The sequence below is a fragment of the Nocardia sp. MH4 genome (assembly GCF_019266065.1).
Taxonomy (GTDB): domain Bacteria; phylum Actinomycetota; class Actinomycetes; order Mycobacteriales; family Mycobacteriaceae; genus Nocardia; species Nocardia canadensis.
Genome location: NZ_LPNR01000112.1, coordinates 385,353 through 408,077 on the forward strand (window position 1 = coordinate 385,353; position 22,725 = coordinate 408,077).

A 22,725-nucleotide genomic window follows, 5' to 3' on the forward strand; every position below is an offset into this window, starting at 1 on the left:
GGATCGACGCGTGACTACCGCGAACCTGACCCGTTCCGAGACCGCCGCGCGATCGGCCGCGGTCACCGTCCGCGACTACCGCGTCGACCTCGACCTGTCCGGCGCCACCGACCACGCCGGGGACACCTTCGCCACCACGACCACCGTCGAGTTCGACGCGACCGTGGACGCAACCTGGCTCGACTTCCTCGGCGCCTCGGTCGAATCGGTGACGGTGAACGGGCAGGACGCAGCCGTCGACTACGACGGGGCCCGGCTCGTGATCGGCCATCTCGCCGAGACGAATACGGTCGTCGTGCGCGCCACGGGCCGGTACAGCCGCTCCGGAGAGGGCCTGCACCGATTCCTGGACCCGGCCGACGGCGCGACCTACCTCTACACCCAGTACGAGCCCGCCGACGCGCGTCGCGTGTTCGCGTGCTTCGAACAGCCGGACATGAAGGCGCCCTTCACCTTCGTGGTGACAGCGCCCGCCGGCTGGGAAGTGGTGTCGAACCGGCCGATCGCCGCGACCGAGGACGGCGAGTCCTGGCAATGGGTCGAGTTCTCCCCCACCCTGCCGATCTCCACCTACATCACCGCGATCGCGGCCGGTCCGTATCACCGCGTCGAATCCTCGTGGACGCGAAACGAACTCACGATCCCGCTCGGCGTCCTCTGCCGCGCCTCCCTGGCAGGCCACCTCGACGCCGACACGATCCTCGAGGTGACCGAGCAGGGCTTGGACTTCTTCGCCGAACACTTCGGCTACCCGTACCCCTGGGGCAAGTACGACCAGATCTTCGTGCCCGAATACAACCTCGGCGCCATGGAGAACCCCGGCCTGGTCACCTTCACCGAGGCCTACGTCTTCCGCGGCGCGGCCACCGCCGCCCAGTACGAGGGCCGGGCCAACACGATCCTGCATGAGATGGCGCACATGTGGTTCGGCGATCTCGTGACGATGGTGTGGTGGGACGACCTGTGGCTCAAGGAGTCCTTCGCCGACTACATGGGCGCGCTCGCCAGTGCCGAGGCCACCGAGTGGACCGACGCCTGGGTGGCCTTCGCCAATCGCCGGAAAGCGTGGGCGTATTCGCAGGACCAGCTCCCGACGACGCACCCGATCGTCGCCGATATCGGCGACCTCGAGGCCGCCAAACTCAACTTCGACGGCATCACCTACGCCAAGGGCGCCAGCGTACTCAAGCAGCTGGTCGCCTATGTCGGCCGCGAGGAGTTCTTCACCGGCGTGCGCCGGTACTTCCGCACGCACGCGTTCGGCAATACGACGTTGGCCGAGCTGCTGACCGAACTGTCCGCGGATTCGGGTCGCGATCTGGCCGGCTGGGCCCGGGCCTGGCTGCAGACGACCGGGATGTCGACGCTGACGCTCGACGGCGGCGAGATCGTGCAGACCGACCCGCGTCCGCATCGGCTCGCCGTCGGACTCTACGACTTCGACGTCGCCGGCGATCTGGTGCGCCGCGATCGGGTGGAGCTCGACATCGTCGCCGACCGGACGCCGCTCACCCTCGATCCCGCGCCGCTGCGCCTGCTCAACGACGGCGATCTCACCTACGCCAAGGTCCGTCTCGACGCCGAATCGCTGGCCACCGTGGAACGGTCACTGGACCGGGTCATCGACCCGCTGGCCCGCGGATTGATCTGGTCGGCACTGTGGAACGCCGCGCGCGACGGCGAGCTCGAGGTCGAGCGGTATCTGCGGATGGCCCGCGATTTCGCGCCCGCCGAGTCGAACACCGCACTGCTCGCCGCGGTGCTGGCGAACGCGTCCTTCGCCATCGGCCACTACCTGCCCGCGGCGGACCGCGACCGATGGCGCGGTGACTGGCTCGAATCCTGCTGGGCCACCCTGCATTCGGCGGCACCGGGTTCCGGTGACCAGCTGGCCTGGGCGCGGGCCACCGCCACCGCCGCCACCGTCGACGGGCGCCGTGCCGCCGACATCCGGGGCATCCTCCTCGGGGCGACGCCCGCACCGGACGGTCTGGCCCTCGATCCCGACCTGCGCTGGCTGCTGTGGACCGCACTCGCCACCACGGGCGACGCCACCGAGGCCGACCTGGACACCGAACTCGCGAGCGACGGCACCGCCTCGGGCCGGACCGCGCACCGCCGGGCCCTGGCCGCCCGCCCGGAACCGGAGGTGAAGGCCGCCGACTGGGCCGCGGCGCTCGGCGACACCACGCTGACCAACGATCACCTCGACGCCGTCATCGACGGGTTCCGCGCGGGGCAGCGCCGTGATCTCATCGCCCGCTACGACGCCGAGTACTTCGCGGTGCTGCGGGAGGTCTGGGAGCAGCGCAGCATCGAGATCGCTCGGCGCATCGTCCTCGGCCTGTTCCCCGCCACCGACTCTCTCGACCAGGTCGACGCCTGGCTGGCCGCGAACGCCGACGCGCCGGGTGCGTTGCGCCGTTTGGTGGTCGAACAACGCGACCATCTCGCGCGCGATCTGCGAGTGCGCGCGGGCGGCCGGTAACTCACGGCCCCGACCTCGCACACCGAGGTCGGGACCGCCGCCGCCCGACGTACGCTGGGTGCGCGGACGGACCGACCAGCGGAGGAGACCGGCGTGACGACGAGTTCGGCGCCCCAGACCACGGTGGACGAGGTGCTGGCCGAGCTGGCCACCTTGGCCGACCCGAAGATCCTCGCGGTCAACGAACGGCACGGCGACGATCATGCGGTCAACCTGACCAAGCTGCGCGCGGTGGCGAAGGCGCTCAAAACCCGGCACGAGCTAGCCGGTGACCTCTGGGCGACCGGCGACACCGCGGCCCGGCTCGTCGCGATCCTGATCAGCCGCCCCAAGGCCTACACCGCGGCCGAGCTCGACGCCATGCTGCGCGACGCCCGCGTCCCGAAGGTGCGCGATTGGCTCGTCAACTACATCGTGAAGAAGAATCCTCACGTCGAGGAACTGCGCACCCGCTGGTTCGCGGACCCCGACCCTGTCGTCGCCGCCGCGGGCTGGGCGCTGACCAGCGACCGCGTCGCGAAAACCCCCGACGGACTCGACCTCCCGCACCTGCTCGACCTCATCGAGCAGCAGATGAAGGACGCCCCTGACCGCCTCCAGTGGGCCATGAACGAATGTCTGGCGACCATCGGCATCCACCACCCCGACCTGCGCCCCCGCGCCATCACCATCGGCGAAACCCTCCGCGTCCTCGAGGACTACCCCACCCCGCCCCACTGCACCTCCCCCTACGCCCCGATCTGGATCACCGAAATGGTCCGCCGCCGTACCCGGACCTAGTCGCGGGCAAACCCCACCAGAACTGGAATCACCCTGGTTCACTTAAGGCGTGATCCATCGCCACCTCAGCGCCACCCTGATCCTCACCGCCGCCGTCGTGACCGCCCTCGGCGCCCCGGCCGCCGCCCAGACGCCCTCCTCGGGCAGCGCCACCGGCTCGAGCGACCTACTGAACTCCGTCACCTGCCTGATCCTGAAGCCCACCTGGCCCTACGCCAACTGCCCCTGATCGTCGCAACCCGCCGGTCACCTCACCCGGCGGAGTCCCGGCCTGTCACGCCGAGACGAATGATCAAGCGGGACAGCCAGTCCCGGGCGGCGGGCTGGTCGTTGTCGAGCAGGAGCTGGACGGTGACGCCGTCGTAGGCGGCGACGACCGAGTGGGCGAGTTCGGCGATCGAGCCGAGTTCCGGGGGCACGGTGAATCCGCTCGCGGCGAGTTTGTCGGCGATGGCCGCGCGCAGCTGGGCGCGGTGGGTGATCAGCCGGGCGGCGATCTCAGGACGGCGGGCGGCGTGCGTGAGGAAATCGGTCTTCACCAGGAGCCAGTCGCGGTCGAGGAGCAGGGTGGCCGCGAGGCGGTCGACGAACCCGCGCACGTCGGCGGGATCGTCGACCGCGGCCAGCGCGGCGCGCACCTGCTCGGTGATCAAGGTGGCGCGCTGGTCGTAGAGGACGAAGAACAGCTCCTCGAGGCTGTCGAACTGGGAGTAGAACGCACCCCGGGTGTATCCCGCCGCACCGCACACGTCCTCGATGCGGACCAGCCCGAAACCCTTCTCGGCGAACACGGCGAATGCGGCCTCGAGCAGGCGCGCTCTGGTCTCGGCCCGGCGCCGGGTCACGCGGGGTGGCTTGGCCGTCTCGGTCGTGTTCACGGATTGACGATACCTCTCATCATCCGATGCATTAGCGTATCGGATACAGCAGTGAAGCTTTTGCGGAGAGTGGAGGTAGTCCGGATGGATGCCGATGTCATCGTGGTCGGTGCGGGCCTGGCCGGTCTGGTCGCGACCCACGAGCTGACGCGCCGGGGCAAGCGCGTCCTGGTGGTCGACCAGGAGAACGCGGCCAACCTCGGCGGGCAGGCATTCTGGTCCTTCGGCGGGATCTTCCTGGTCGACAGTCCCGAGCAGCGCCGATTGGGCATCCGGGACTCGCTGGAGCTGGCCTGGAACGACTGGTCCGGCAGCGCCGGATTCGACCGGCTCGACGACGAGGACAGCTGGGCCGCCCGCTGGGCCCGCGCCTACGTCGAGTTCGCCGCGGGCGAGAAGCGTTCGTACCTCACCGATCTCGGTATCGGATTCGTGCCGTCGGTCGGCTGGGCCGAGCGCGGCGATCTGCGCGCCGACGGCCACGGCAACTCGGTCCCCCGCTTCCACGTGGCCTGGGGCACCGGTACCGGCGTGGTCGGGCCGTTCACCGAGTCCGCGCTGCGCGCCGCGGACCAGGGACTGGTGACCTTCCGGCATCGGCACCGCGTCGACGATCTGGTGTGCACCGACGGCGCGGTCACCGGCGTGCGCGGGGCGATCCTGGCCGACGACGACGCCGACCGCGGCGCACCGTCCAACCGCGACGTGATCGGCGAGTTCGAATTCCGCGCCGCCGCGGTCGTGCTCGCCACGGGCGGCATCGGCGGCAACCACGAGACCGTCCGGCGACACTGGCCCACGCGCCTCGGCGCGCCGCCGGCGACCATGATCACGGGCGTGCCCGCCTATGTCGACGGGCGCATGCTGGACATCGCCGCCGACGCCGGTGTCCGGCTGGTCAACCGGGATCGCATGTGGCACTACACCGAAGGCATCCGCAACTGGAACCCGGTCTGGCCCGAGCACGCGATCCGGATCCTGCCCGGTCCGTCGTCGTTGTGGTTCGACGCGCTGGGCCGGCGCCTGCCCGCTCCCTACCTGCCCGGCTACGACACCCTGGGCACGCTGCGCTACCTGCGCACCACCCCCGACCTGGCCGCGCACGACCATTCCTGGTTCGTCACCACGCAGCGGATCGTCGCCAAGGAGTTCGCGCTGTCGGGGTCGGAGCAGAATCCCGACATCACCGCGAAGAACCGGGTCGGCATGATCCGGGAGCGCGTCTTCAGCAAGGGTGCGCCCGCGCCGGTGGAGGCGTTCAAGGAGCACGGCGCGGACTGGGTGGTCGCCGACACTCTCGACGAGCTGGTCGCGAAGATGAACACGCTCACCGCGCAGCCCCTGCTCGACCCGAACCGACTCCGGGAGCAGATCGTCGCCCGGGATCTGCAGGTCGACAACGCCTTCAGCAAAGACGCCCAGATCCAAGGCATCCACAACTCGCGCCGCTACCTCGGCGACCGGATCACCCGCACCACCGCACCGCACCGCATCCTCGATCCGGCGGCCGGGCCGCTGATCGGCGTGAAACTCCATGTCCTGACGCGCAAGTCGCTCGGCGGCATCCAGACCGACCTCCACTCGCGGGCACTCGGCGCCGACGGCACCCCGATCCCCGGCCTGTTCGCGGCGGGTGAGGCCGCGGGCTTCGGCGGTGGCGGCGTGCACGGCTACAACGCCCTCGAGGGCACCTTCCTCGGCGGGTGCATCTTCTCCGGGCGGTCGGCGGGCCGGGCGGCCGCCGACGCCTGACAGCGAAACAGGCACGGCGCCTCCGAATTCCGGAGGCGCCGTGCCGCTACCGCGTCGGCCGATCAGGCGTCGCGCACCGCCGTGACGATCGCGACCACCGCCGCGGACAGCGCGGCGATCACGACTCCGGCGAGGACGACCGCCGCGCCGAAGATCGCGAACTGCGCCCAGCCCACCATGAGGGCGGCCACACCCAGGATCACCACGGCCGCGTCGACGACCACCGCGGCCAGCACGAGATCATCGCGGTCCAGCAGGCGCGGGGTCAGCGCGACGGTGGCCAGGCCCAGCAGGACCGATACCAGCCCGGCCGCGACGAAGACCGGAACGGCCATTCCGGTGCCGACGTCGGCTCCCAGGATCAGCGCGGCGAAGAGGACGATGCCGTACAGGACGCGAATCGCGCCCACTCCGCGCAGCGTCCACGAGGGCACATCGACGGGGGCTCCCCCGGTGGTGGAGGTCTGGGTCGCGTACGCCATGCGCACGGTTGCCACCTGGCTGGTCATATCCGCTCCTTCGACATTTTCACACCTGCGTGCAATTGCACGCTATTGTGAAAATACGCCCGGTGCACAAGCGTGTGCAAGCGGTCGTGGGGGGACTCACAGACCCCCGGCTGCGTGCCCGACAGCACACCCGGATCTCCTCGCGGACAGCGTGTTTCGAGGTGCGATCGCTGCCGCGAGACCGCGGTCAGTGCCGCGCGGCGATGTGCGCGATCTCGGCGGCCGCGCGGCGATCGACGCCCGTCGCGAGCAGGCACGCCAGGGCCGCGTCCCGCGCGGCGTCCGCATCGACCCACTCACCGTCGCTGTGCGCGTTCAGCAAGGCGAGCACCAGCGCCGTGAGTACCCTGGACACCGCCGCGGGCGGAAGGTGGTCGGCGAAGGTTCCGTCGGCTTGACCAGCGGCTATCAAGGTGACCAGGCGGGCGCGAACGGGCGCGAGCCGGTCGGTCATCCGCGCCCGCGACCCGGCTTCCTCCAGGCGGAGCAGCAGCTGGAACCCGTCACCGACGGCCCACAGCGCGACCGCCATATCGGCGATCGCCCTGGCGGGCGGTTGCGCGGTGTCGATACTGTCCAGCGCCCGATCGACCTGCTCGAAGGCTTCGTCGAGCATGCCGTCGATCAACGCTTCCCTGGTGGGGAAATGACCGTAGAGGGTGCGCCGGACCATGCCCGCGGCGGCGGCGATGTCTTCCATGCTCGCCAGCGGATTACGCAACAACTCGTCCCCGGCCACAGCGATGATCCGTCGCCGGTTGGCCAGTGCGCGCGGCCCGAGGCCTGCGGTGGTCGAGTGCGTCGTCGCAGTCACGTACGTCCTTTCACCCACCACCCTCCCACATCTGCGCAAAGGTGTGCAAAATTGTGGCGGCAGCGGACCGAGCCGTCCTGTGCTGATTACCCCGGCGCTCTCGGGGCATTCGGTCCACATGACCCGAATTCGCCGACCCGTCGCGGAGCGCTGACGTGCTGGTTGTGCGCGCTCCGCGCGTGTACCGCCCGCAGGCCGACACCTGGTTGCTGTGCCGAGCGCTGCGCGAGCTGTCACCGGTGGGCGGTGGACGCGTGCTGGACGTCTGCGCCGGCACCGGCGTGCTGAGCCTGGCCGCCGCCGCGGCGGGGGCGCACAGTGTCACAGCGGTCGACCTGTCCTGGCCCGCGCTGATGTCGACCTGGCTGAACTGTCGCCTCCGTGGCGTCACGGTGCAACTGCTGCACGGCGATTTCACCGCCGCACTGCGGCTGGCGCGATTCGACCTCGTGCTGGCCAACCCGCCGTATGTCCCCTCCGCGGCGCACACCGCCCGCGGCGCCGCGCTCGCCTGGGACGCGGGACCCGACGGCAGGAATGTGCTCGACCGGTTGTGCGCGACGCTGCCCGATCTGCTCACCGAACGCGGCGTCGGGTTGATCGTGCACTCGGTGATGAGCGATACCGACCGCAGTCTGGCGCAGCTGCGCGATCGCGGTGTCGATGCCAGGGTGGTCACCTCCGACACCATCCCGTTCGGGCCGGTCCTGCGCTCGCGCGCCGGTTGGCTGGCCGCGCAGGGCCATCTCGCGCCCGGACAGCGTCACGAGGAATTGGTGGTGATCCGTGTCGACCGAACATCGTGTCCCGTCGGTGACCACTCCTGAGCCGAGGCGCGTCGTCCTCGTCGACAGCGGCCCCGCGTTGATCGACGGTCCGGTCGATCTGGTCACCCCCGACGGCAGCGTGCTGCACTGCGATCGGTTCCGGGTCGCGCTGTGCCTGTGCAAGCGCTCCTCGATCTACCCGCTGTGCGACACCAGCCATCGCCTGCGCCGTCGGCGCGAACAGGCGGACTCGGCGTGAGGACCGTCGACGTCGCGCCCCACCGCCAGTTGCCCGCACCGCGCGGTGACCTTTCCGCCGGGGTCGTCGAATTGCTGACACTCCCACCGGGTTCCACCGCGCCGACCGGCGCCGGGCACGACCCCTACGGCGACGATCTGCTGCTGGCCCTGCACACCTGCTACGAACTGCACTATCACGGCTTCGCCGGTGTCGACGACGACTGGGAGTGGGATCCGGGCCTGCTGCGCTTGCGCGCGACCCTGGAGGCGGACCTGCTCGCGGCCCTGCGCGCCGATGTTCCCGGCGGCGCCGATGTCACCGGCGAACTCGACCGCCTCCTGGAACCGTCACCCGAGGGCGTCGGCATCGCCGGATTCCTCGCCGAGCAGGGCACCGCCGATCACCTGCGCGAGTACTTCGTCCACCGCTCGATCTACCACCACATCGAAGCCGACCCCTACGCCTGGGTGATCCCGCGGCTGCGCGGGACGGCGAAGGCGGCGCTGGTCGCGGTGGAGTTCGACGAGTTCGGCGGCGGCCGAGGCGAGCGCGTCCACGCGCGGCTCTACGCCGACCTGCTCGCCGGCGCCGGGCTCGATCCCCGCTATCTGCACTACCTGGATGTGGTGCCCGCGCCGATGCTGGCATTGGTCGACATGATGTCGCTGTTCGGGCTGCATCGTGGCCTGCGGGCCGCCTCGATCGGGCATTTCGCGACCGCCGAGATCACCTCGTCGCCGGCCTCGCGCCGCTTCGCCGAGCTCGCCCGCACCCTGCTGCCGGACCCCGCGTGCGCGCACTTCTACGCCGAGCATGTCGAAGCCGACGCCGTGCACGAGCAGGTGATGCGCCACGACGTCATCGGCGCGCTGCTCGATGCCGAACCCGACGCCGCCGCCGTCGTCGTGTTCGGCATCCAGGCGACCTCGCTGCTCGAGGACCGCTTCGCCGACCACGTGCTGAGCTGCTGGGCGGCGGAGCGGACATCGCTGATCGCGGGGCGGGATCAGTCGATCGGCGGCCTGACCGCGTCGTCGACGCAGGTGTAGTAGCGAAACAGCTGGCGGACACCGACCAGTTCCAGTGCGCGTTCGGCCGCCGCACCGCCGGTGACCAGGCGCAGTTCGATCCCGTGCCGCCAGGCGTCGGCTTTGATCTCGGCGAGCGAGGCGGCGACGCGAATGCTCAGGAATTCGGTCTCGCGCAGATCGAGGACCATCACCCGGGTTCCGGAACTCCGCGTGCGATCCAGCAGTGCCCGCAGGTGGGGTCGATGGGCGGCATCGAGCTCACGACCGGCGAACAGGACCCAGCAGCCGGGCCGACCGGCACGTCGCAATCGCCGCGCCACCCACCCACGCGACGATCCGAGGTACCAGCGCAACCGGCTCGCATGCCGACGACCAGCGACGACAGCCATGGGGCCTCCCGCTCGAGAGGGCATTACGGACCGCCGCGAGGCTCCGCGACGGACCGGGGTGGCTGGACGTCTCAACCTGGATTGATTCTGGCACGCGCGTGCACCGCTGTCACTGCGCGGGCATCGGCTCCTCGCCGAGGGCCTGCTCTCGCAGCGACCCCAAGGTGCGCGCGAGGATTCGCGAGACCTGCATCTGGGAGACCCCCAGGCGCCGCGCGATCTCGCTCTGCGTCAGATTCTCGTAGAACCGCATCACCAGCACGCGGCGCTCCTCGCTCGGCAGCGCGGCGATCAGCGGGCGGACCGCGATCGCGTCCTCGGTCAGCTGATAGCACGGCTCGTCGGCACCGAGGGTGTCGGTGATCGGCTGGGCGGAGTTGTCGCGATCGTCCTGGGTGAACCCGTCGATCGAGTTGGTCTGGTAGCCGTTGCTCGCGACGAGCGCCCTGGTGACCTCGACGAGGTCGACATCGAGTTCGGCGGCGAGCTCCTGGGCGTTGGGGACGCGGCCCAGGCGCTGGGACAGGTCCTCGGTGGCCGGGCCGATCAGCTGCTGGATCTCCTTGAGCCTGCGCGGGACGTGCACGGCCCAGGTGCGGTCCCGGAAATGCCTGCGGACCTCCCCCATGATCGTGGGGATCGCGAAGGACAGGAAGGTATAGCCGCGGGTGACGTCGAACCGGTCAACAGCCAGCAGGAGTCCGACCCGAGCGGTCTGCTCCAGATCGTCGAACTGCTCCCCGCGGCCGGTGAATTTCCGGGCGATGTGATCGGCCAGCGGCAGACACAGGCGGATGACTTCGGCCCGGACGGCCGCGTAGTTCTCGTCACCGGGCGGCAGTGCTCGCATCTTCTCGAACCAGGGTTCGATGTTGTCGTAGCTGTCACCACGCGAATGGGATCGCTGGGCGGTCGAGTGTTCGGCTGTGGGGGCTTCCAATGTCATCGCCAGTTGCCTCGCTTCCGGGCGGTGTTCTCGGATATCTCCGGTATACCCCTTCCGGCGGGAAACTATGCGTGGATCAGGACGCCGCTGGTCCGCGCACCCGGCGGATCCAGCCGAATTCGACGGCGGTCGGGTAGCCGTTGCCGCGCGGATCGAAGTCTTCGTAGTGGGTGCTCAGCGCGTCGGTCAGGGTGGCGACGACGTGCCAGCCGAAGGCGTTCTCGTCGATCGCCACCGGGGTGCGGGCGTGGGTGGCGATGCGGGCACCGAGCGCGCCGTCGCCGCCGGTCAGCGTGCATTCGATGACGGCCGCCGGCGCGGCGACCAACACCAGGGCGGTGACCACCTCGTCCACCGCCAGCAGCAGATCGGTGATCTCGTCGAGGGCGAAACCCTCGACGAGCAGAACGGTCTCGGCCAGCGCGTGCGCCATGGTCAATTGATCGAGTTCGGCCTGGACCTGGAATCCGACCGTTCTCGATCGCGGCGTCGTCTCACGATCTTCGTCTCGCACGCGCCGCCTCCCTCGCACACCTCCACCGAATGGTCGCAGACTACCCCGCGTCCGCTGCCCTTCTCGCACAGGACAATCCGGGCATCACTTCGGGTCGTTCCCGGTCGACTCCGGTTCGTCGGGCCGCTTCGGGGACCGTCTTCGGTTCAGCAGAACTACCGCGACGACGACAACGAGCGCAATGATCAGCAGGACCTCCATACGGCGCGCGTACCCACCACCGCCGACCTCAATCGCGATGGATCACGCGAAGTACTTCGCCGGGTCACGAAGGCATCGATGACCCGAGCACGGGAGTCCCGCGCGGGAATCCGTGGCCACGCGCTGTTTCCCCCTCCCGACGCCGGGTACGGCCACGATGAACGAGATCGGACCTCACCGCAGGAGGGAGCGGTCATGCCGCAGCAGGCGTGGAGCGACAAGCGCGAACGCCAGTACCAGCACATCAAGCAATCCCAGCGCGACCGTGGCGTCGGCGAGGACAGGGCAGAGGAGGTCGCCGCCCGCACCGTCAACAAGGAGCGCGCCCGCGCGGGGGAATCGAAGACGTCGAGCAGACTGTCCCGGACGGATATGTCCTCCGGGCGACGCGGTGGTCAGCGTGCGCACCGGAAGGGACCGCGCGGGCTCACCCGCGATCAGCTCTACGAGGAAGCCCGGAACCGCAATATCGAGGGCCGCTCGAAGATGAACAAGAAGCAGCTGGCCCACGCGCTGGGCCGGGACTGACCCCTCGCGTCAGCTCCCCCGCAGGGCCACGCTGTGCACGCCCGCGCGGCGACCGGAGAAGACGCAGTCGGCCAGCGACAGTCCGCTGACATAGGAGTTCGAACAGATGCCGACCGCGGCGCGTCCCGCCGCGAACAGACCCGGCACGATTCCGCCCGCCTCGGCCCGGACCGCGCCGGTGTCCTCGTCGACCAGCAGGCCGCCGAGGGTGAGCATCGGCATCGGGTAGGTCAGCCGGGCGCTGAACGAGATGTCGAGCAGGGTGAAGGGTCCGGTGCGGAGCGGGCGGCGGATGTCGTCGGGCTTCCCGAGGGGATCGGGCAGATCGTGGTCGATAGCGCGGTTGTGGGCGTCTACCGTCTCGCGCAGCGCGGCCGCGTCGACGCCCGCGCGGGTGGCCGCCTCTTCGACGGTCCGGCCGCGGGCGCGCCCCATCCGCAGCAATCGCTCGGTCTGCATGCGCTGGAACCACACCGACTGCGGTCCGATCTGGGCGCGCGCCTCGGCTTCGAGTTCCGCGTCGACCAGCAGCCATGCCCGGTGGCCGGGACTCGTGGCCACGGCCGCGCCGAGCGCGGCGCCGTAGCGGGATTCGTCGATCATGCGCTGACCCAGCGCATTCACGGCGATCGCGCCGAACAGGGCGCTGGGTGGGGCGATGAAGCGCCAGGTCGACAGCGCGTCCATCTTGCCGCTGGCGGCGCCGATCGCCTGGGCCATGGTGATGCCGCTGCCGTCGTCGCCCGCGGTGCCCAGCGGCAGGCCCTGCGACCACGGGTAGTCGGGGGCGTGCTGGGCGACCATCGCGCCGTTGGCGATGAATCCGCCCGTGGTGAGCACGACGCCGGACTTCGCCTGGATCCGCACCGGCGTGCCGTGTTTGCGTTCGATCCGGGCCAGCAGCGCTTCCATCGCGTTGCGCAGACCCGGGTGGTACACGCCGGGTTTCGCCGAGATCCGGGCCAGGGCGGCGAAGCGGCGGCGCACGGCCGCGGGCGCACCGTCGAGGGTGACCGCCTCGATGCCGGTCACCTGGCCGTCCTCGACGACGAGCCGGGTCGCCCGGGTTCCGGTCCGGACGCGCACACCGTGCCTGGCCGCCGAGGCGGCCAGCGGCCCGAACAACGCCTTGCCCGACACACCGGGACCGTGAGCGCGGTGACCACGCTGACGTGGTTTCGCGAGATCCCGGTATCCGCCGGAGTTCTCGCTGCCGGAGTAGTACAGGTAGTAGTCGTCGGACGGGTAGGAGGTCTTGAAGGGACACAGCGACGCCTGGAAGGGCACGCCGTGCCCGGTCAGCCAGTCGATCATCGCCGGCGATTGCTCGCAGAAGCGGCGCAGGGTCGCGGCGCTCACCGCGTCCCCGACCTCGGCTTCCAGGTAGGCGAGCATGGTGTCGACGTCGTCATCGATGCCGGCGTCGCGTTGCACCCAGGTCCCGCCACCGGCGTAGACGATGCCGCCGGACAGCGCCGTCGCCCCACCGCCGAGATACCGGTCGATCGCCAGTACGTCGGCGCCCGCTTCCCGCGCGGTCAGCGCCGCGGCCACCCCCGCCCCGCCGTACCCGACGACCACGACATCGGCCGCACAGTCCCAAGCCCGCACCAGTCCACCTTCCGAGCCGACGCCGACCCCGTCGTCACCGTCCGACCCAACTATAACGTGTTCTAGAAATCTGGCCGGGTGGGTTCCCCGCACCTATCCGTGGACGCGCACCCGCCCGCCGGTCAGTCGCGCGGCGACATGGTCGATCGCCGCCACCGGCTGATCGAGAATGCGCACGGCGGTCCGCAATCCCCGCGTGCCGGCGACCTTCTTGCGCAGCATGCGCTGCACATCGGGGTGGTCGAGCCCGCGCACTCCCACGGTCTGCGGCCCCACTCCCGGGAACAGATCGACCACGAGCAGGTCGTGACCCATCCGACGGTGCAGGCGCAATCCCTGGACGGTGTCCCACGGCAAGAAGACCGAATCCGCCGCGGCGTCGATGCTCAATCGCAGTCCGGCGGGTGAGAGCCGCATCGATGTCGATGGCACCCCCTGGGCCTGCCAAGTCGTCCGCATCTCGCGCAGGCGACGCAGTCTGCGCACCCCGTCGACACCGAAGATCAGCACGACGGGCAACTCCATCAGACCGATCGGCCCCGCCAGCCAAACCAGCAGTGCGGTCATGCCCGCGACGAACACCGCGACCGCCACCTCCACCCAGGCCGACACCGCGGACAGCGTCAGCATCGATGCGCGCGACCGCTGGACAGCGGCGACATCCACCCCGACGACGAACTCCCCCACCGTTTCCATCTCCGGCACGCTACCCGTCTCGACGGCGCAATGTCCTTGCACGGAGTGCATGAGTGCAGACACTGCCACGAAGGTCTCGGCGGCTCGCGTACCCAACGGTCGGAGGGCATTTCGTGGTCGATCACAAACCCGGACACCACCGGTGCGTGGTGGGCACCGGTACTGTGACTAGCGCCCACCGGACGCGGTGCCGGCGTTCCACTGCGACAACCTGGATGTAATCGATGAGTGCTACTGCCGAAAAGCTTGCCGACCTGCGAGAGAAGCTGGAGCTCGCGCAGGAACCGGCCGGAGAGGCGGGAGCCGCCAAGAGAGCGCGCAAGGGCATACCTTCGGCCCGCGACCGCATCAACATGCTCATGGACCCGGGCACCTTCGTCGAGATCGGCGCCCTCGTGCGCAACCCTACCGACAAGAACGCTCTCTACGGTGATGGCGTGGTGACCGGACACGGTCTGGTCGACGGCAGGCCGGTGGCGGTGTTCTCGCACGACCAGACCGTCTACGGCGGCACCATCGGCGAGATGTTCGGCCGCAAGGTCGCCGCCATCATGGGCCTCGCGGGCAAGATGGGCTGTCCCCTCGTCGGCATCAACGACTCCGGCGGCGCGCGCGTGCAGGAGGCGGTGTCCTCGCTGCGCTGGTACGGCGAGCTGGCGACCATGATGGAACCGCTGTCGGGCGCGGTGCCGATGGTCTCGCTCATCCTGGGCAACTGTGCCGCGGGCGCGGTGTATCAGCCGATCTGCACCGATGTCGTGGTCGCGACCGAGAGCGCGCACATGTTCGTCACCGGTCCCAAGATCATCGAGGACGCCATCGGCGAGAAGGTCGACATGGAGGAGCTGGGCGGTGTCTACAACCAGGCCGCCTACGGCAATATCCACCACATCGCCAAGGACGAACCCGCCGCGTTCGAGTGGGTGCGCAACTACCTGAGCTACCTGCCGTCGAGCTCCACCGAGCTCCCGCCGATCGTCAATCCCGGCCTCGAGCCGGACATCACCGAGTCCGACCTCATGCTGGACAAGCTGGTCCCCGACTCCGACAACATGGTCTACGACATGCACGATGTGCTGCTGCGGATCTTCGACGACGGCGAGTTCCACGAGATCGGCGCGGCCGCCACCGAGAACATCATCACCGGCTTCGCCCGCGTCGACGGCAGGCCCGTCGGTGTGGTCGCCAACCAGCCGACCGTGCTGGCCGGCGCGCTCGACGCCAAGGCCAGTGACAAGGCCTCGCACTTCATCCACATCTGCAACGCCTTCGAGATCCCGCTGGTGCTCGTCGTCGACACCCCCGGCTTCCTGCCCGGCGTGGAGCAGGAGAAGGCGGGCGTGATCAAGCGCGGTGGCCGGTTCCTGTTCGCCTACGTCGAGGCCACCGTGCCCAAGGTGACCGTGGTGATCCGCAAGGCCTACGGCGGCGGCTGGGCCGTGATGGGCGCCAAGGCCCTGGGCTGTGACGCCTACCTGGCGTGGCCGACCGCGCGGATCGCGGTGATGGGCGCGGAGAGCGCTGTCGGCCTGACCCAGCGCAAGGTGCTCGAGGCGACGCCCGAGGAGCAGCGCGGCGCGATCCGTCAGCAGATGATCGACTTCTACAACGCGACGATCGCGACGCCGTGGATCGCGGCCGAGCGTGGCTACATCGACCGCGTGATCGAGCCGTCGACCACCCGCCTCGAGATCCGTCGCGCCCTGCACCTGCTGCGGGACAAGAAGGTCGTGCGCTACCCGCGCAAGCACCACCTGCTGCCGCTGTGACCCGGTGCGGGCGGCTGCCCGCCCGCACCTCACTTCCCGTCGCGCAGAACGGACCGCAGCCGCTCGGTGTCGGCCGCGGTCCAGCCGGGCGGTGCGAGGATCGCCGCCCAGGCGTTGGCGATGTCGGCCTGGAAGGTGTGCCCGTGCCCGTCGGGCACGTCGGTCGAGACCGCCATGTCGGCCGAGATCTGTAGGAATGTCACCACCGGGAGCCACCGGGTGCTGGGCAGGACATCGGGTCCGCGCGGCTCGCGCAGCCAATCCGGTTGCCGGAACAGCAGTGTCGGCGTCCACCAGGTGATCGGGTCGGAGGCGTGCTGCAGGTAGACCACCCGCGCGGACGGCCACGGCGCGTCGGGGCGGGTCAGATCGGGCGCGCTCGCGACGAAGCGCGCGGTGTGGCCGTCACGGTAGACCGGCAGCCATTCCGGCGAGCCGGGGTCACGGCGCATCGTGGCGTCACGCCAGACCGGGTTGGTGGCGGTCGGTCCGACGAACAGCACGCCGTCGGTGCGGGCGGCCATGTCCTGCACGCTGGAGAACGCCGCTTCACCGCCGAAGGATCCGAGGCTCTCGCCGAAGACCACCAGCTTCGGCCGCCGCTGCGGCGGCAGCGTGTCCCACACCGCGTGCACCGCTTCGAACAGGGCTTGTCCGGCATGGCGGGCCCGTTCCTGGTCGACGATGAACGACAGCCAGCTGGGCAGGAACGAGTACTGCATGCTGACCAGCGCGCTGTCGCCGTTGGCGAGGTACTCCAGGGCCGAGGCGGTGGATTCGTTGATCCACCCGGTGCCCGTCGTGGTCGCGACCCCGAGCACGGCCCGCTCGAAGCCGCCGGCCCGCCGCAGCTCGGCGACCGCGAGTTCGGCTTCGGCCTCGACGGTTTCAGCGGAATCGAGCCCCGTGTAGACCCGGATCGGTGGCCGCGCGGGCCGGCCGTTGAACGCGGTCAGGTCGGCCTCGGTCGGGCCGTTGGACACGAAGATCCGGCCCTGCCTGCCGAGCGAATCCCAGCTCACCAGTGAGCCGGGTCCGCCGGACCGCTCCGGCGACGCGGGCTCGGGTGTGTCCGCGGACGTCTCGTCGTTGACCGCCTCGAACGTCGCGTTCAGCATCGACATCGACGCGCTCGCCACCACACCGTTGAGCAGCGCGATCACCACCGCCACGACGACGATTCCGCCCAGCAGCGCGGCCACCCGTGCCGGCAGGACCCGGCCGAGCAGACCACCGGCCCAGCCCACCAGCGCCCGGCCCCCACGCACGACCCCCAGCAGCACCCCGAAGACGAGCACCCCGATCACCGCCATGATGGGATAGGCCGACCACGACAACCCCGCCACACCCATCAGGTCGCGCAGCTCCCGCTGCCAGTCCGCGTACCAGATCAGTGCCACCACGGTGCCCGCGAGCGCCACGATCCCCAGACCCCAGCGCAGCGGGCCCGGCATCGGTGCCGGTTCGCGTTCGAGCACCCACCACAGCAGCGCGGCGAGCGCGACGCCGAGCCCGTAACCGAGCGCGGCCGCCGCGCCGGACACGACGCCTTGGAACAGCGGCCCGCGCGGCAACAACGACGGGGTCAACGACAGCCACACCAGGATCAGCGCACCGGTCAGCCCACCGAAACCGTGTCCTCGTGGCGTGGAATTCATCTGTGTCCCCTACGGTTCGATCAGCGACCACCGGCTAGCGCAGGTGCTACACGTTCACCGGAACGCAGGACCAGCAGGTCCCCGCACGGACACCTGAAACTGTACGACCGGCGACGATGCCGCCGCCGGATCCGCTGCGACGCTGCTCCGAATCGTGATCCGGTCCCGATCCGGGTCGCCGACGGCGCGGAGAGCCGGGTGTGGCGCGTCGTAGCCGGGAGTTCGCTGTCCGGCGCGCACACTGGAGGTCATGGGATCGTTGTGGATTCTGCTCGGATCGGGTGCGATTCGCGCCGACGAGGTGTCCGAGATCGCGGTCGTGAAGACCGGCCGCGTGGTGGGTGGCCGGGTCGGCCGGGAACAGTACGCGGTCGTCGTGCGCTCGTTCCGCGGCTCCCCGACCGCCGGGCGCGCGCTGTCGCGCACCGTCTGGAGCACCGCGCAGGAGTCCCGGGCCGACACGGTCGCCCGCGCCCTGCTCGACCAGTTGATCGCCAGGGCCGACACCGCGGGCACCCTGACCGTCGGCGCCTCGGGCACGGTCGAATTCGCGGGTCCGTCCGCCGGAACATCGTGACCGCCCGCCCGACGCCGCGCCGCTCGCTTCGCGCAGCACTACCTAGCCTCGCGGCGCACTGTCCTCCGCCTCCGCCGCCGCGCCACACGGATAACCGAGGTCGATCAGAAGGGATACTCCACGCACAGTTCGCCCGCGAACCTGCGCGTGGCGTGCTCGCGCATGCGCCGCCCGTAGACCGGGTCGGCGGCCAGGTCGGTGTAGGTCTCGAACGCACATCGCACCAGGCCCGCCGCCTCGGCCGCGTAGACGTCGAATCCCGGGAACATCAGCCCGGCGTAGGGCATGTCGTCCACGTCAAGGGCCAGCACCGGGTATTCGCCCACCGAATCCGGCTCACCCACCGCCAGCACGCGCCGGGAATCCGAGCCGCCGGGCAGCAGGAAACACTCCGGGAACTGCCCGGCCAGCGGCTCGTAGAGCTCTCCCCACGGTGGTCCCAGTTCGTCGTCGACCAGCTGGTCCAGACCGCGCGGGGCGAAGCCGCCGTCGGCCGCGAACCACCCGTGCCGCTCGAACAGGCCGCGGTCGAAGGCCAGCCAGGCCCGCAGGCTCGGTGACAGCGGACGTCCCGACGGGAACACCGTGGCCGCCACCGCGTCCGCCGACATCGGTCGAGGCGCACCGTCGACCCACGGCGTGTGACCGACCCACGCGACCGGCTCGAACATCGACCGGCCCGGATCCGACCGCACCACGTCGAGGACCCGTCGCGTCAGACCGACACCGTGTTCGACCTCTACTCTCATGGCGCGCAACGTAACAGGCCACCCCGACAGCCGCTAGAACGCCGATGCCGGTATCACCCCGGTGCAGTGGGCGGCCGGAGCCGGACACGAGTCGGGCCGCGTCGGTGCCGAACTGTGGGCACCCGCGGGGCGACACTGGGATCCGTGGACACCGACTCCCCGGGAACTGCCGCGCCGTCGACCGCACGGGCCAGAATGCCCGAGTGGCTACCGCGGGCGATGGTGCTGGCCTTCGTCCTGTTCGGGTTGTTCCTGCTCGCCGACTGGGCGTTTCGCCGGCTGCTCGGACTGCTGATCGTCCTGCTGGTCGCGTTCTTCGTCTCGCTGGCGATGGAACCGGCCGTCGGCGCGCTGGCCCGGCGGGGTGTGCCACGAGGCCTGGCCACCGCGCTGGTCTTCCTCGGCACCTTCGCGTGCGTGCTGGCCTTCCTCGCGGCGCTGGTGACCCTGCTCGTGGAAACCACGACCAACCTGGCCCACGAAACCCCCCGGCTGCTCGACGAGGGCATCGATCGGGTCAACCGGGCCTTCGGCCAGCACTTCACGATGCACGATCTGAGCCAGCGGCTCCTGCGCGAGTCCGACCTGATCGAGGGCTACGCCCGCACCGCCGCCGACAATGTCTGGGGCGTGTCGACCACCGTGCTGGGCGGGCTCGTCCAGCTCCTCACCATCGCGCTGTTCAGCATCTACCTCACCGCGGGCGGACCGCGGGTCCGGCGGACCGTGTGCTCGCTGCTGCCACCGTCGCGCCAGCAGACCTTCCTGCACGCCTGGGATCTCGCCATCGACAAGACCGGCGGCTACCTGTATTCGCGGGTGCTGCTGGCCATCGTCTCGGCGATCGCGCACGGGGTCTTCCTGGCCGTCCTCGGTATCCCGAATCCGATCGCCCTCGGCGTGTGGTTCGGCGTGATCTCCGCGTTCATCCCGACCATCGGCACCTACATCGCCGCGATCCTCCCGGTGCTCGTCGCCCTGACGGTGGACCCGCTCGACGCGGTCTGGATCATCGTGTTCGCGGTGCTGTACCAGTGGTTCCAGGACTATCTGCTCCAGCCCCGGATCACCGCGCGCACCGTCGATGTGAACGCCGCGATCGCGCTGCTGGCGGTCCTGGCCGGTGGTGCGCTGCTCGGCGCGGTGGGGGCGCTGCTGGCGATCCCGGCCACCGCGACGGTACAGGCTTTCCTGTCCGAATACGTCAAACACTATGCGGTGACCGAGGATCCGCGCATCGAGCAGACGGCCTCGCGCCGGAAACGGGCGCCGAAGGCGCCGGCGCCGACCGCCGACGAGGACACCGAGTAGGGCCGTTCTCAGGGACATCCCGATGTACGCACTCGGAGTCCTCGCGCCGCTCGCCGACGTGGGAACCGGTGTCGCACTGGGTCGTCCCACGCCGATCGTGTCGCTGTCGGTCCTGGTGATCGCCCTGATCACCCGGAGCGTCCGCTCCCGGCGGACAGGTCGGCCCGCGGCTGCGCGGCAGCACACGCGCGCCTGCACCATCGAGCGGGTCACCACACTCACGCCGGCGGTCGTCCGGGTGCGCATCGCCTGCGCGGCCGAGCCGTGGGCACCGGGCGCCCACATCGATCTGGTACTGCCCTCCGGCAAGACCCGGCAGTACTCCCTGTGCGGCGACCCCACCGACCGGACCGGGTACGAGATCGCGGTTCTGCGCGACGACGACGGACGCGGCGCCTCCCGGGAGATCCACGCGCGCTCGTGGCGGGCGACCCGGTGCGCGTGAGCGCCCCACGCGACAACTTCCCCCTCGTCGACGCGCCCGCGTATCTGTTCGTCGCGGGCGGCATCGGGATCACCCCGTTCCTGCCCATGATCGCCCACCTCGACGAGCTCGGCCTGCCCTGGCAGTTGATCTACCGCGGCCGCTCCCGCGCCACCATGCCCTTCGCCGAGGAGTTGCTCCACCGCTACGGCGCCCGCGTGAGCGTGCTGCCCGCGGACACGACCCCGCGTCCCGGCCTCGCCCGGCTCGTCGCCGATCAACCCGACGGCACCGCCGTCTACTGCTGCGGTCCGGCGAGCCTGGCCGAGGCCATGGCCGAACAGGCCGGACCCGCACTGCATCTCGAACGTTTCACCCCGCCCAAACGTCACGACACACCCGCCACCGAGTTCGACCTGTACCTGACGCGCACCCGTCGCCTGGTCCACGTCCCCGCCACGACGAGCGCCCTCGACGCCCCGCGCACGGCAGTTCCCTCGGCCCCCGGATCGTTCGAGAACGGGCTGTGTGGCAGCTGTGTTCTCCGCGTCGAGGCCGGGTGCCCCGACCACCGCACCGACGTCCCGGCGAACGTCGCGGGGATCTTCCACCCGTGCGTGTCGCGTTCCCGCGACCCACTCCTGGTGGTCGATGCCTGATCTCGGCCGTAGGAGGCCACCGACCGGAGTGAATCTTGTACTGTCACAACAGATCAGCAGCTGCCCACTGCCAGCACCGCTCGCCCCGGGTAGCTGACGCCGTAGAACTCTGCTGAGGAGCCAGGTTCATGACCGAAACCGACACCCCGGTGATCCGGACCGATATCCCCCACTCGGCCCGGATCTGGAACTACTGGATGGGTGGCCAGGACAACTACGAAATCGACCAGATCGCCGGTGACGCCGGGCTGGCCGTCGACCCCGACATCTCCACGATGGCCGTGCAATCGCGCCAGTTCCTGATCCGCGCCGTGGGCTTCCTCGCCCGCGAACGCGGCATCCGGCAGTTCCTCGACATCGGCACCGGCCTGCCGACCATGCAGAACACCCACGAGGTCGCCCAGAGCATCACCGCCGACGCGCGCATCGTCTACGTCGACAACGACCCGCTGGTGCTCACCCACGCTCGCGCCCTGCTGCGCAGCACCACCCCGGAAGGCGTCACCACCTACATCGACGCCGACTTCCACAACCCCGAGCAGATCGTCGCCGACGCGCGCAATGTCCTCAACTTCAACGAGCCGATCGCGGTGATGTTCATGGGCGTGCTCGGCCATGCCCGTACCTACGAGGACCTGCTCCGGATCGTGCGCACCGTGGTCGGCGAGGTGCCCTCGGGCAGCTACCTGATCATGTGGGACGGCACCGACGACAGCCAGGCCTACGTCACGCTGTGCGAGAACTACACCGGTACCGGCGGCACCCCGTACATCCCGCGCCCGCAGGCGCAGATCCGCGCCGTGTTCGACGGCCTGGAACTGGTCGACCCCGGCTTCGTGTCGATCACCCAGTGGCGCCCCGACACCGTCGAGGTGGGCGAGGTGCTGCCGATCTCGGCCTACGGCGCCGTAGCGCGCAAACCCTGATCACTCCCCCGCCGCACCGGCAGAGCGACACGCCGCACCAGCCACTCTGCCGGTCGGGACGGGGATAGTCTCGACCGGATGGATGCCACACAGCCGGTCCCCCGGCGGCGGCGTCCTGCGCGCCGTGCTGAGCGAGACCCACCGCCGTCCCGCCCTCCTGGCGGCCCTGCGCGAGTCGCTCTTCGATCCCCGCGCCGCCGAACTGCGCACACTGGTGCGCGCCGCGGCCGCGGGCGAGATCCGGGCCGAGGCCGTCGCGACCCCGGCCGCCACCCGCGGCCCGGAACTGGTGATGTTCCGCTTCCTGACCGAGGGCAGCCCGGTCGCCGACATCATGATCACCGAGATCGTCGACGACGTCGTCCTGCCGCTGCTCACCCGCATCCCGACCGAATAGTGTTTCGGCACAGAAACATTCACGTGACATCCGAGAGCCGCGGTAGCGAACGCCGCGTGCCGGACGCAAAGATGAGGAGACCGCCGACTCGCCCACCGGGACGGTCCGGG

At 70.1% G+C, this 22,725-nt stretch carries 25 protein-coding genes; 15 read left to right on the forward strand and 10 right to left on the reverse strand.

Features of this window, described 5'->3' with window-relative positions:
* The first annotated feature begins 10 nt into the window (after positions 1 to 10).
* The 3 genes from pepN to ATM97_RS23965 all read left to right on the forward strand — a co-directional run bounded on the left by pepN (position 11) and on the right by ATM97_RS23965 (position 3,497).
* Entirely contained in the window at positions 11 to 2,488 is a 2,478-nt protein-coding gene (gene pepN / locus ATM97_RS23955; RefSeq protein WP_218720352.1) for an aminopeptidase N, read from the forward strand.
* A 93-nt stretch (positions 2,489 to 2,581) separates the two neighbouring features.
* The gene (locus ATM97_RS23960; protein ID WP_218720354.1) at positions 2,582 to 3,268 is read left to right on the forward strand and encodes a DNA alkylation repair protein; all 687 of its coding nucleotides are present in this window, start codon (positions 2,582 to 2,584) and stop codon (positions 3,266 to 3,268) included.
* Positions 3,269 to 3,317: 49 nt separating this feature from the next.
* Positions 3,318 to 3,497: a hypothetical protein gene (locus ATM97_RS23965; protein WP_218720355.1), complete on the forward strand. Its 180-nt coding sequence runs from the start codon at positions 3,318 to 3,320 to the stop codon at positions 3,495 to 3,497.
* A 22-nt stretch (positions 3,498 to 3,519) separates the two neighbouring features.
* Here the strand turns inward: ATM97_RS23965 and ATM97_RS23970 are convergent, their stop codons facing one another.
* Positions 3,520 to 4,146, reverse strand: coding sequence for a TetR/AcrR family transcriptional regulator (locus tag ATM97_RS23970; protein WP_218720356.1), 627 nt, complete (start codon positions 4,144 to 4,146; stop codon positions 3,520 to 3,522).
* Between the two features lie 84 nt (positions 4,147 to 4,230).
* Here ATM97_RS23970 and ATM97_RS23975 point away from each other — a divergent pair, with 84 nt between their 5' ends.
* Entirely contained in the window at positions 4,231 to 5,898 is a 1,668-nt protein-coding gene (locus ATM97_RS23975) for an FAD-binding dehydrogenase (RefSeq protein WP_218720358.1), read from the forward strand.
* A 62-nt stretch (positions 5,899 to 5,960) separates the two neighbouring features.
* Here ATM97_RS23975 and ATM97_RS23980 read toward each other — a convergent pair whose 3' ends face one another.
* Positions 5,961 to 6,407 (reverse strand): hypothetical protein, encoded by a 447-nt coding sequence (locus ATM97_RS23980; RefSeq protein ID WP_218720359.1) that lies wholly within the window; start codon positions 6,405 to 6,407, stop codon positions 5,961 to 5,963.
* 187 nt (positions 6,408 to 6,594) lie between these two features.
* Positions 6,595 to 7,221, reverse strand: coding sequence for a TetR/AcrR family transcriptional regulator (locus tag ATM97_RS23985; RefSeq protein WP_218720361.1), 627 nt, complete (start codon positions 7,219 to 7,221; stop codon positions 6,595 to 6,597).
* 155 nt (positions 7,222 to 7,376) lie between these two features.
* On the opposite strand from ATM97_RS23985, the gene ATM97_RS23990 reads away from it, so the two are divergent.
* Genes ATM97_RS23990 through ATM97_RS24000 form a run of 3 tightly spaced genes read left to right on the forward strand, consistent with a single transcriptional unit; the run spans position 7,377 to position 9,278 of the window.
* Entirely contained in the window at positions 7,377 to 8,048 is a 672-nt protein-coding gene (locus ATM97_RS23990) for a HemK2/MTQ2 family protein methyltransferase (protein ID WP_218720362.1), read from the forward strand.
* Positions 8,035 to 8,247, forward strand: coding sequence for a CDGSH iron-sulfur domain-containing protein (locus ATM97_RS23995; protein WP_218720364.1), 213 nt, complete (start codon positions 8,035 to 8,037; stop codon positions 8,245 to 8,247). Before ATM97_RS23990 ends, ATM97_RS23995 begins: the two co-directional genes overlap by 14 nt.
* Positions 8,244 to 9,278: an iron-containing redox enzyme family protein gene (locus ATM97_RS24000; protein ID WP_218720366.1), complete on the forward strand. Its 1,035-nt coding sequence runs from the start codon at positions 8,244 to 8,246 to the stop codon at positions 9,276 to 9,278. Before ATM97_RS23995 ends, ATM97_RS24000 begins: the two co-directional genes overlap by 4 nt.
* On the opposite strand, the gene ATM97_RS24005 is transcribed toward ATM97_RS24000, so the two are convergent.
* The 3 genes from ATM97_RS24005 to ATM97_RS24015 all read right to left on the reverse strand — a co-directional run bounded on the left by ATM97_RS24005 (position 9,236) and on the right by ATM97_RS24015 (position 11,109).
* On the reverse strand, positions 9,236 to 9,649 hold the full coding sequence (locus ATM97_RS24005) for an STAS domain-containing protein (protein WP_218720367.1): 414 nt from the start codon (positions 9,647 to 9,649) through the stop codon (positions 9,236 to 9,238). The genes ATM97_RS24000 and ATM97_RS24005 overlap by 43 nt on opposite strands.
* A gap of 109 nt (positions 9,650 to 9,758) precedes the next feature.
* Positions 9,759 to 10,595, reverse strand: a complete 837-nt coding sequence (locus ATM97_RS24010) for an RNA polymerase sigma factor SigF (RefSeq protein ID WP_255588271.1) — start codon at positions 10,593 to 10,595, stop codon at positions 9,759 to 9,761.
* Positions 10,596 to 10,671: 76 nt separating this feature from the next.
* Positions 10,672 to 11,109 (reverse strand): anti-sigma factor, encoded by a 438-nt coding sequence (locus ATM97_RS24015; RefSeq protein WP_218720369.1) that lies wholly within the window; start codon positions 11,107 to 11,109, stop codon positions 10,672 to 10,674.
* A gap of 396 nt (positions 11,110 to 11,505) precedes the next feature.
* On the opposite strand from ATM97_RS24015, the gene ATM97_RS24020 reads away from it, so the two are divergent.
* Positions 11,506 to 11,838 carry a plasmid stabilization protein gene (locus ATM97_RS24020; protein WP_218720370.1) on the forward strand — a complete coding sequence of 111 codons (333 nt, stop codon included), beginning with the start codon at positions 11,506 to 11,508 and terminating at the stop codon, positions 11,836 to 11,838.
* A 9-nt stretch (positions 11,839 to 11,847) separates the two neighbouring features.
* Here ATM97_RS24020 and ATM97_RS24025 read toward each other — a convergent pair whose 3' ends face one another.
* Both ATM97_RS24025 and ATM97_RS24030 read right to left on the reverse strand, forming a co-directional pair.
* Positions 11,848 to 13,449, reverse strand: a complete 1,602-nt coding sequence (locus ATM97_RS24025; protein ID WP_308248598.1) for an FAD-binding protein — start codon at positions 13,447 to 13,449, stop codon at positions 11,848 to 11,850.
* Between the two features lie 93 nt (positions 13,450 to 13,542).
* Positions 13,543 to 14,145, reverse strand: coding sequence for a hypothetical protein (locus ATM97_RS24030; protein ID WP_218720372.1), 603 nt, complete (start codon positions 14,143 to 14,145; stop codon positions 13,543 to 13,545).
* A gap of 224 nt (positions 14,146 to 14,369) precedes the next feature.
* Here ATM97_RS24030 and ATM97_RS24035 point away from each other — a divergent pair, with 224 nt between their 5' ends.
* Positions 14,370 to 15,914 carry an acyl-CoA carboxylase subunit beta gene (locus ATM97_RS24035; RefSeq protein ID WP_218720374.1) on the forward strand — a complete coding sequence of 515 codons (1,545 nt, stop codon included), beginning with the start codon at positions 14,370 to 14,372 and terminating at the stop codon, positions 15,912 to 15,914.
* A gap of 29 nt (positions 15,915 to 15,943) precedes the next feature.
* On the opposite strand, the gene ATM97_RS24040 is transcribed toward ATM97_RS24035, so the two are convergent.
* Entirely contained in the window at positions 15,944 to 17,572 is a 1,629-nt protein-coding gene (locus tag ATM97_RS24040) for an alpha/beta-hydrolase family protein (RefSeq protein WP_218720375.1), read from the reverse strand.
* 250 nt (positions 17,573 to 17,822) lie between these two features.
* Between ATM97_RS24040 and ATM97_RS24045 the strand changes: the two genes are divergently transcribed.
* Positions 17,823 to 18,149 (forward strand): hypothetical protein, encoded by a 327-nt coding sequence (locus ATM97_RS24045; RefSeq protein WP_218720377.1) that lies wholly within the window; start codon positions 17,823 to 17,825, stop codon positions 18,147 to 18,149.
* 104 nt (positions 18,150 to 18,253) lie between these two features.
* Here the strand turns inward: ATM97_RS24045 and ATM97_RS24050 are convergent, their stop codons facing one another.
* The gene (locus ATM97_RS24050) at positions 18,254 to 18,898 is read right to left on the reverse strand and encodes a hypothetical protein (RefSeq protein ID WP_218720378.1); all 645 of its coding nucleotides are present in this window, start codon (positions 18,896 to 18,898) and stop codon (positions 18,254 to 18,256) included.
* A gap of 144 nt (positions 18,899 to 19,042) precedes the next feature.
* Here ATM97_RS24050 and ATM97_RS24055 point away from each other — a divergent pair, with 144 nt between their 5' ends.
* The 5 genes from ATM97_RS24055 to ATM97_RS24075 all read left to right on the forward strand — a co-directional run bounded on the left by ATM97_RS24055 (position 19,043) and on the right by ATM97_RS24075 (position 22,615).
* Positions 19,043 to 20,209 (forward strand): AI-2E family transporter, encoded by a 1,167-nt coding sequence (locus ATM97_RS24055; protein WP_308248599.1) that lies wholly within the window; start codon positions 19,043 to 19,045, stop codon positions 20,207 to 20,209.
* 22 nt (positions 20,210 to 20,231) lie between these two features.
* Positions 20,232 to 20,654: a hypothetical protein gene (locus tag ATM97_RS24060; protein WP_218720380.1), complete on the forward strand. Its 423-nt coding sequence runs from the start codon at positions 20,232 to 20,234 to the stop codon at positions 20,652 to 20,654.
* Positions 20,651 to 21,292: a flavin reductase family protein gene (locus tag ATM97_RS24065; protein WP_218720381.1), complete on the forward strand. Its 642-nt coding sequence runs from the start codon at positions 20,651 to 20,653 to the stop codon at positions 21,290 to 21,292. The genes ATM97_RS24060 and ATM97_RS24065 overlap by 4 nt, the downstream gene beginning before the upstream one ends.
* 128 nt (positions 21,293 to 21,420) lie before the next feature.
* The gene (locus ATM97_RS24070) at positions 21,421 to 22,218 is read left to right on the forward strand and encodes an SAM-dependent methyltransferase (protein ID WP_218720382.1); all 798 of its coding nucleotides are present in this window, start codon (positions 21,421 to 21,423) and stop codon (positions 22,216 to 22,218) included.
* Positions 22,219 to 22,300: 82 nt separating this feature from the next.
* Positions 22,301 to 22,615 (forward strand): TetR-like C-terminal domain-containing protein, encoded by a 315-nt coding sequence (locus tag ATM97_RS24075; RefSeq protein ID WP_218720384.1) that lies wholly within the window; start codon positions 22,301 to 22,303, stop codon positions 22,613 to 22,615.
* Positions 22,616 to 22,725 lie beyond the last annotated feature (110 nt).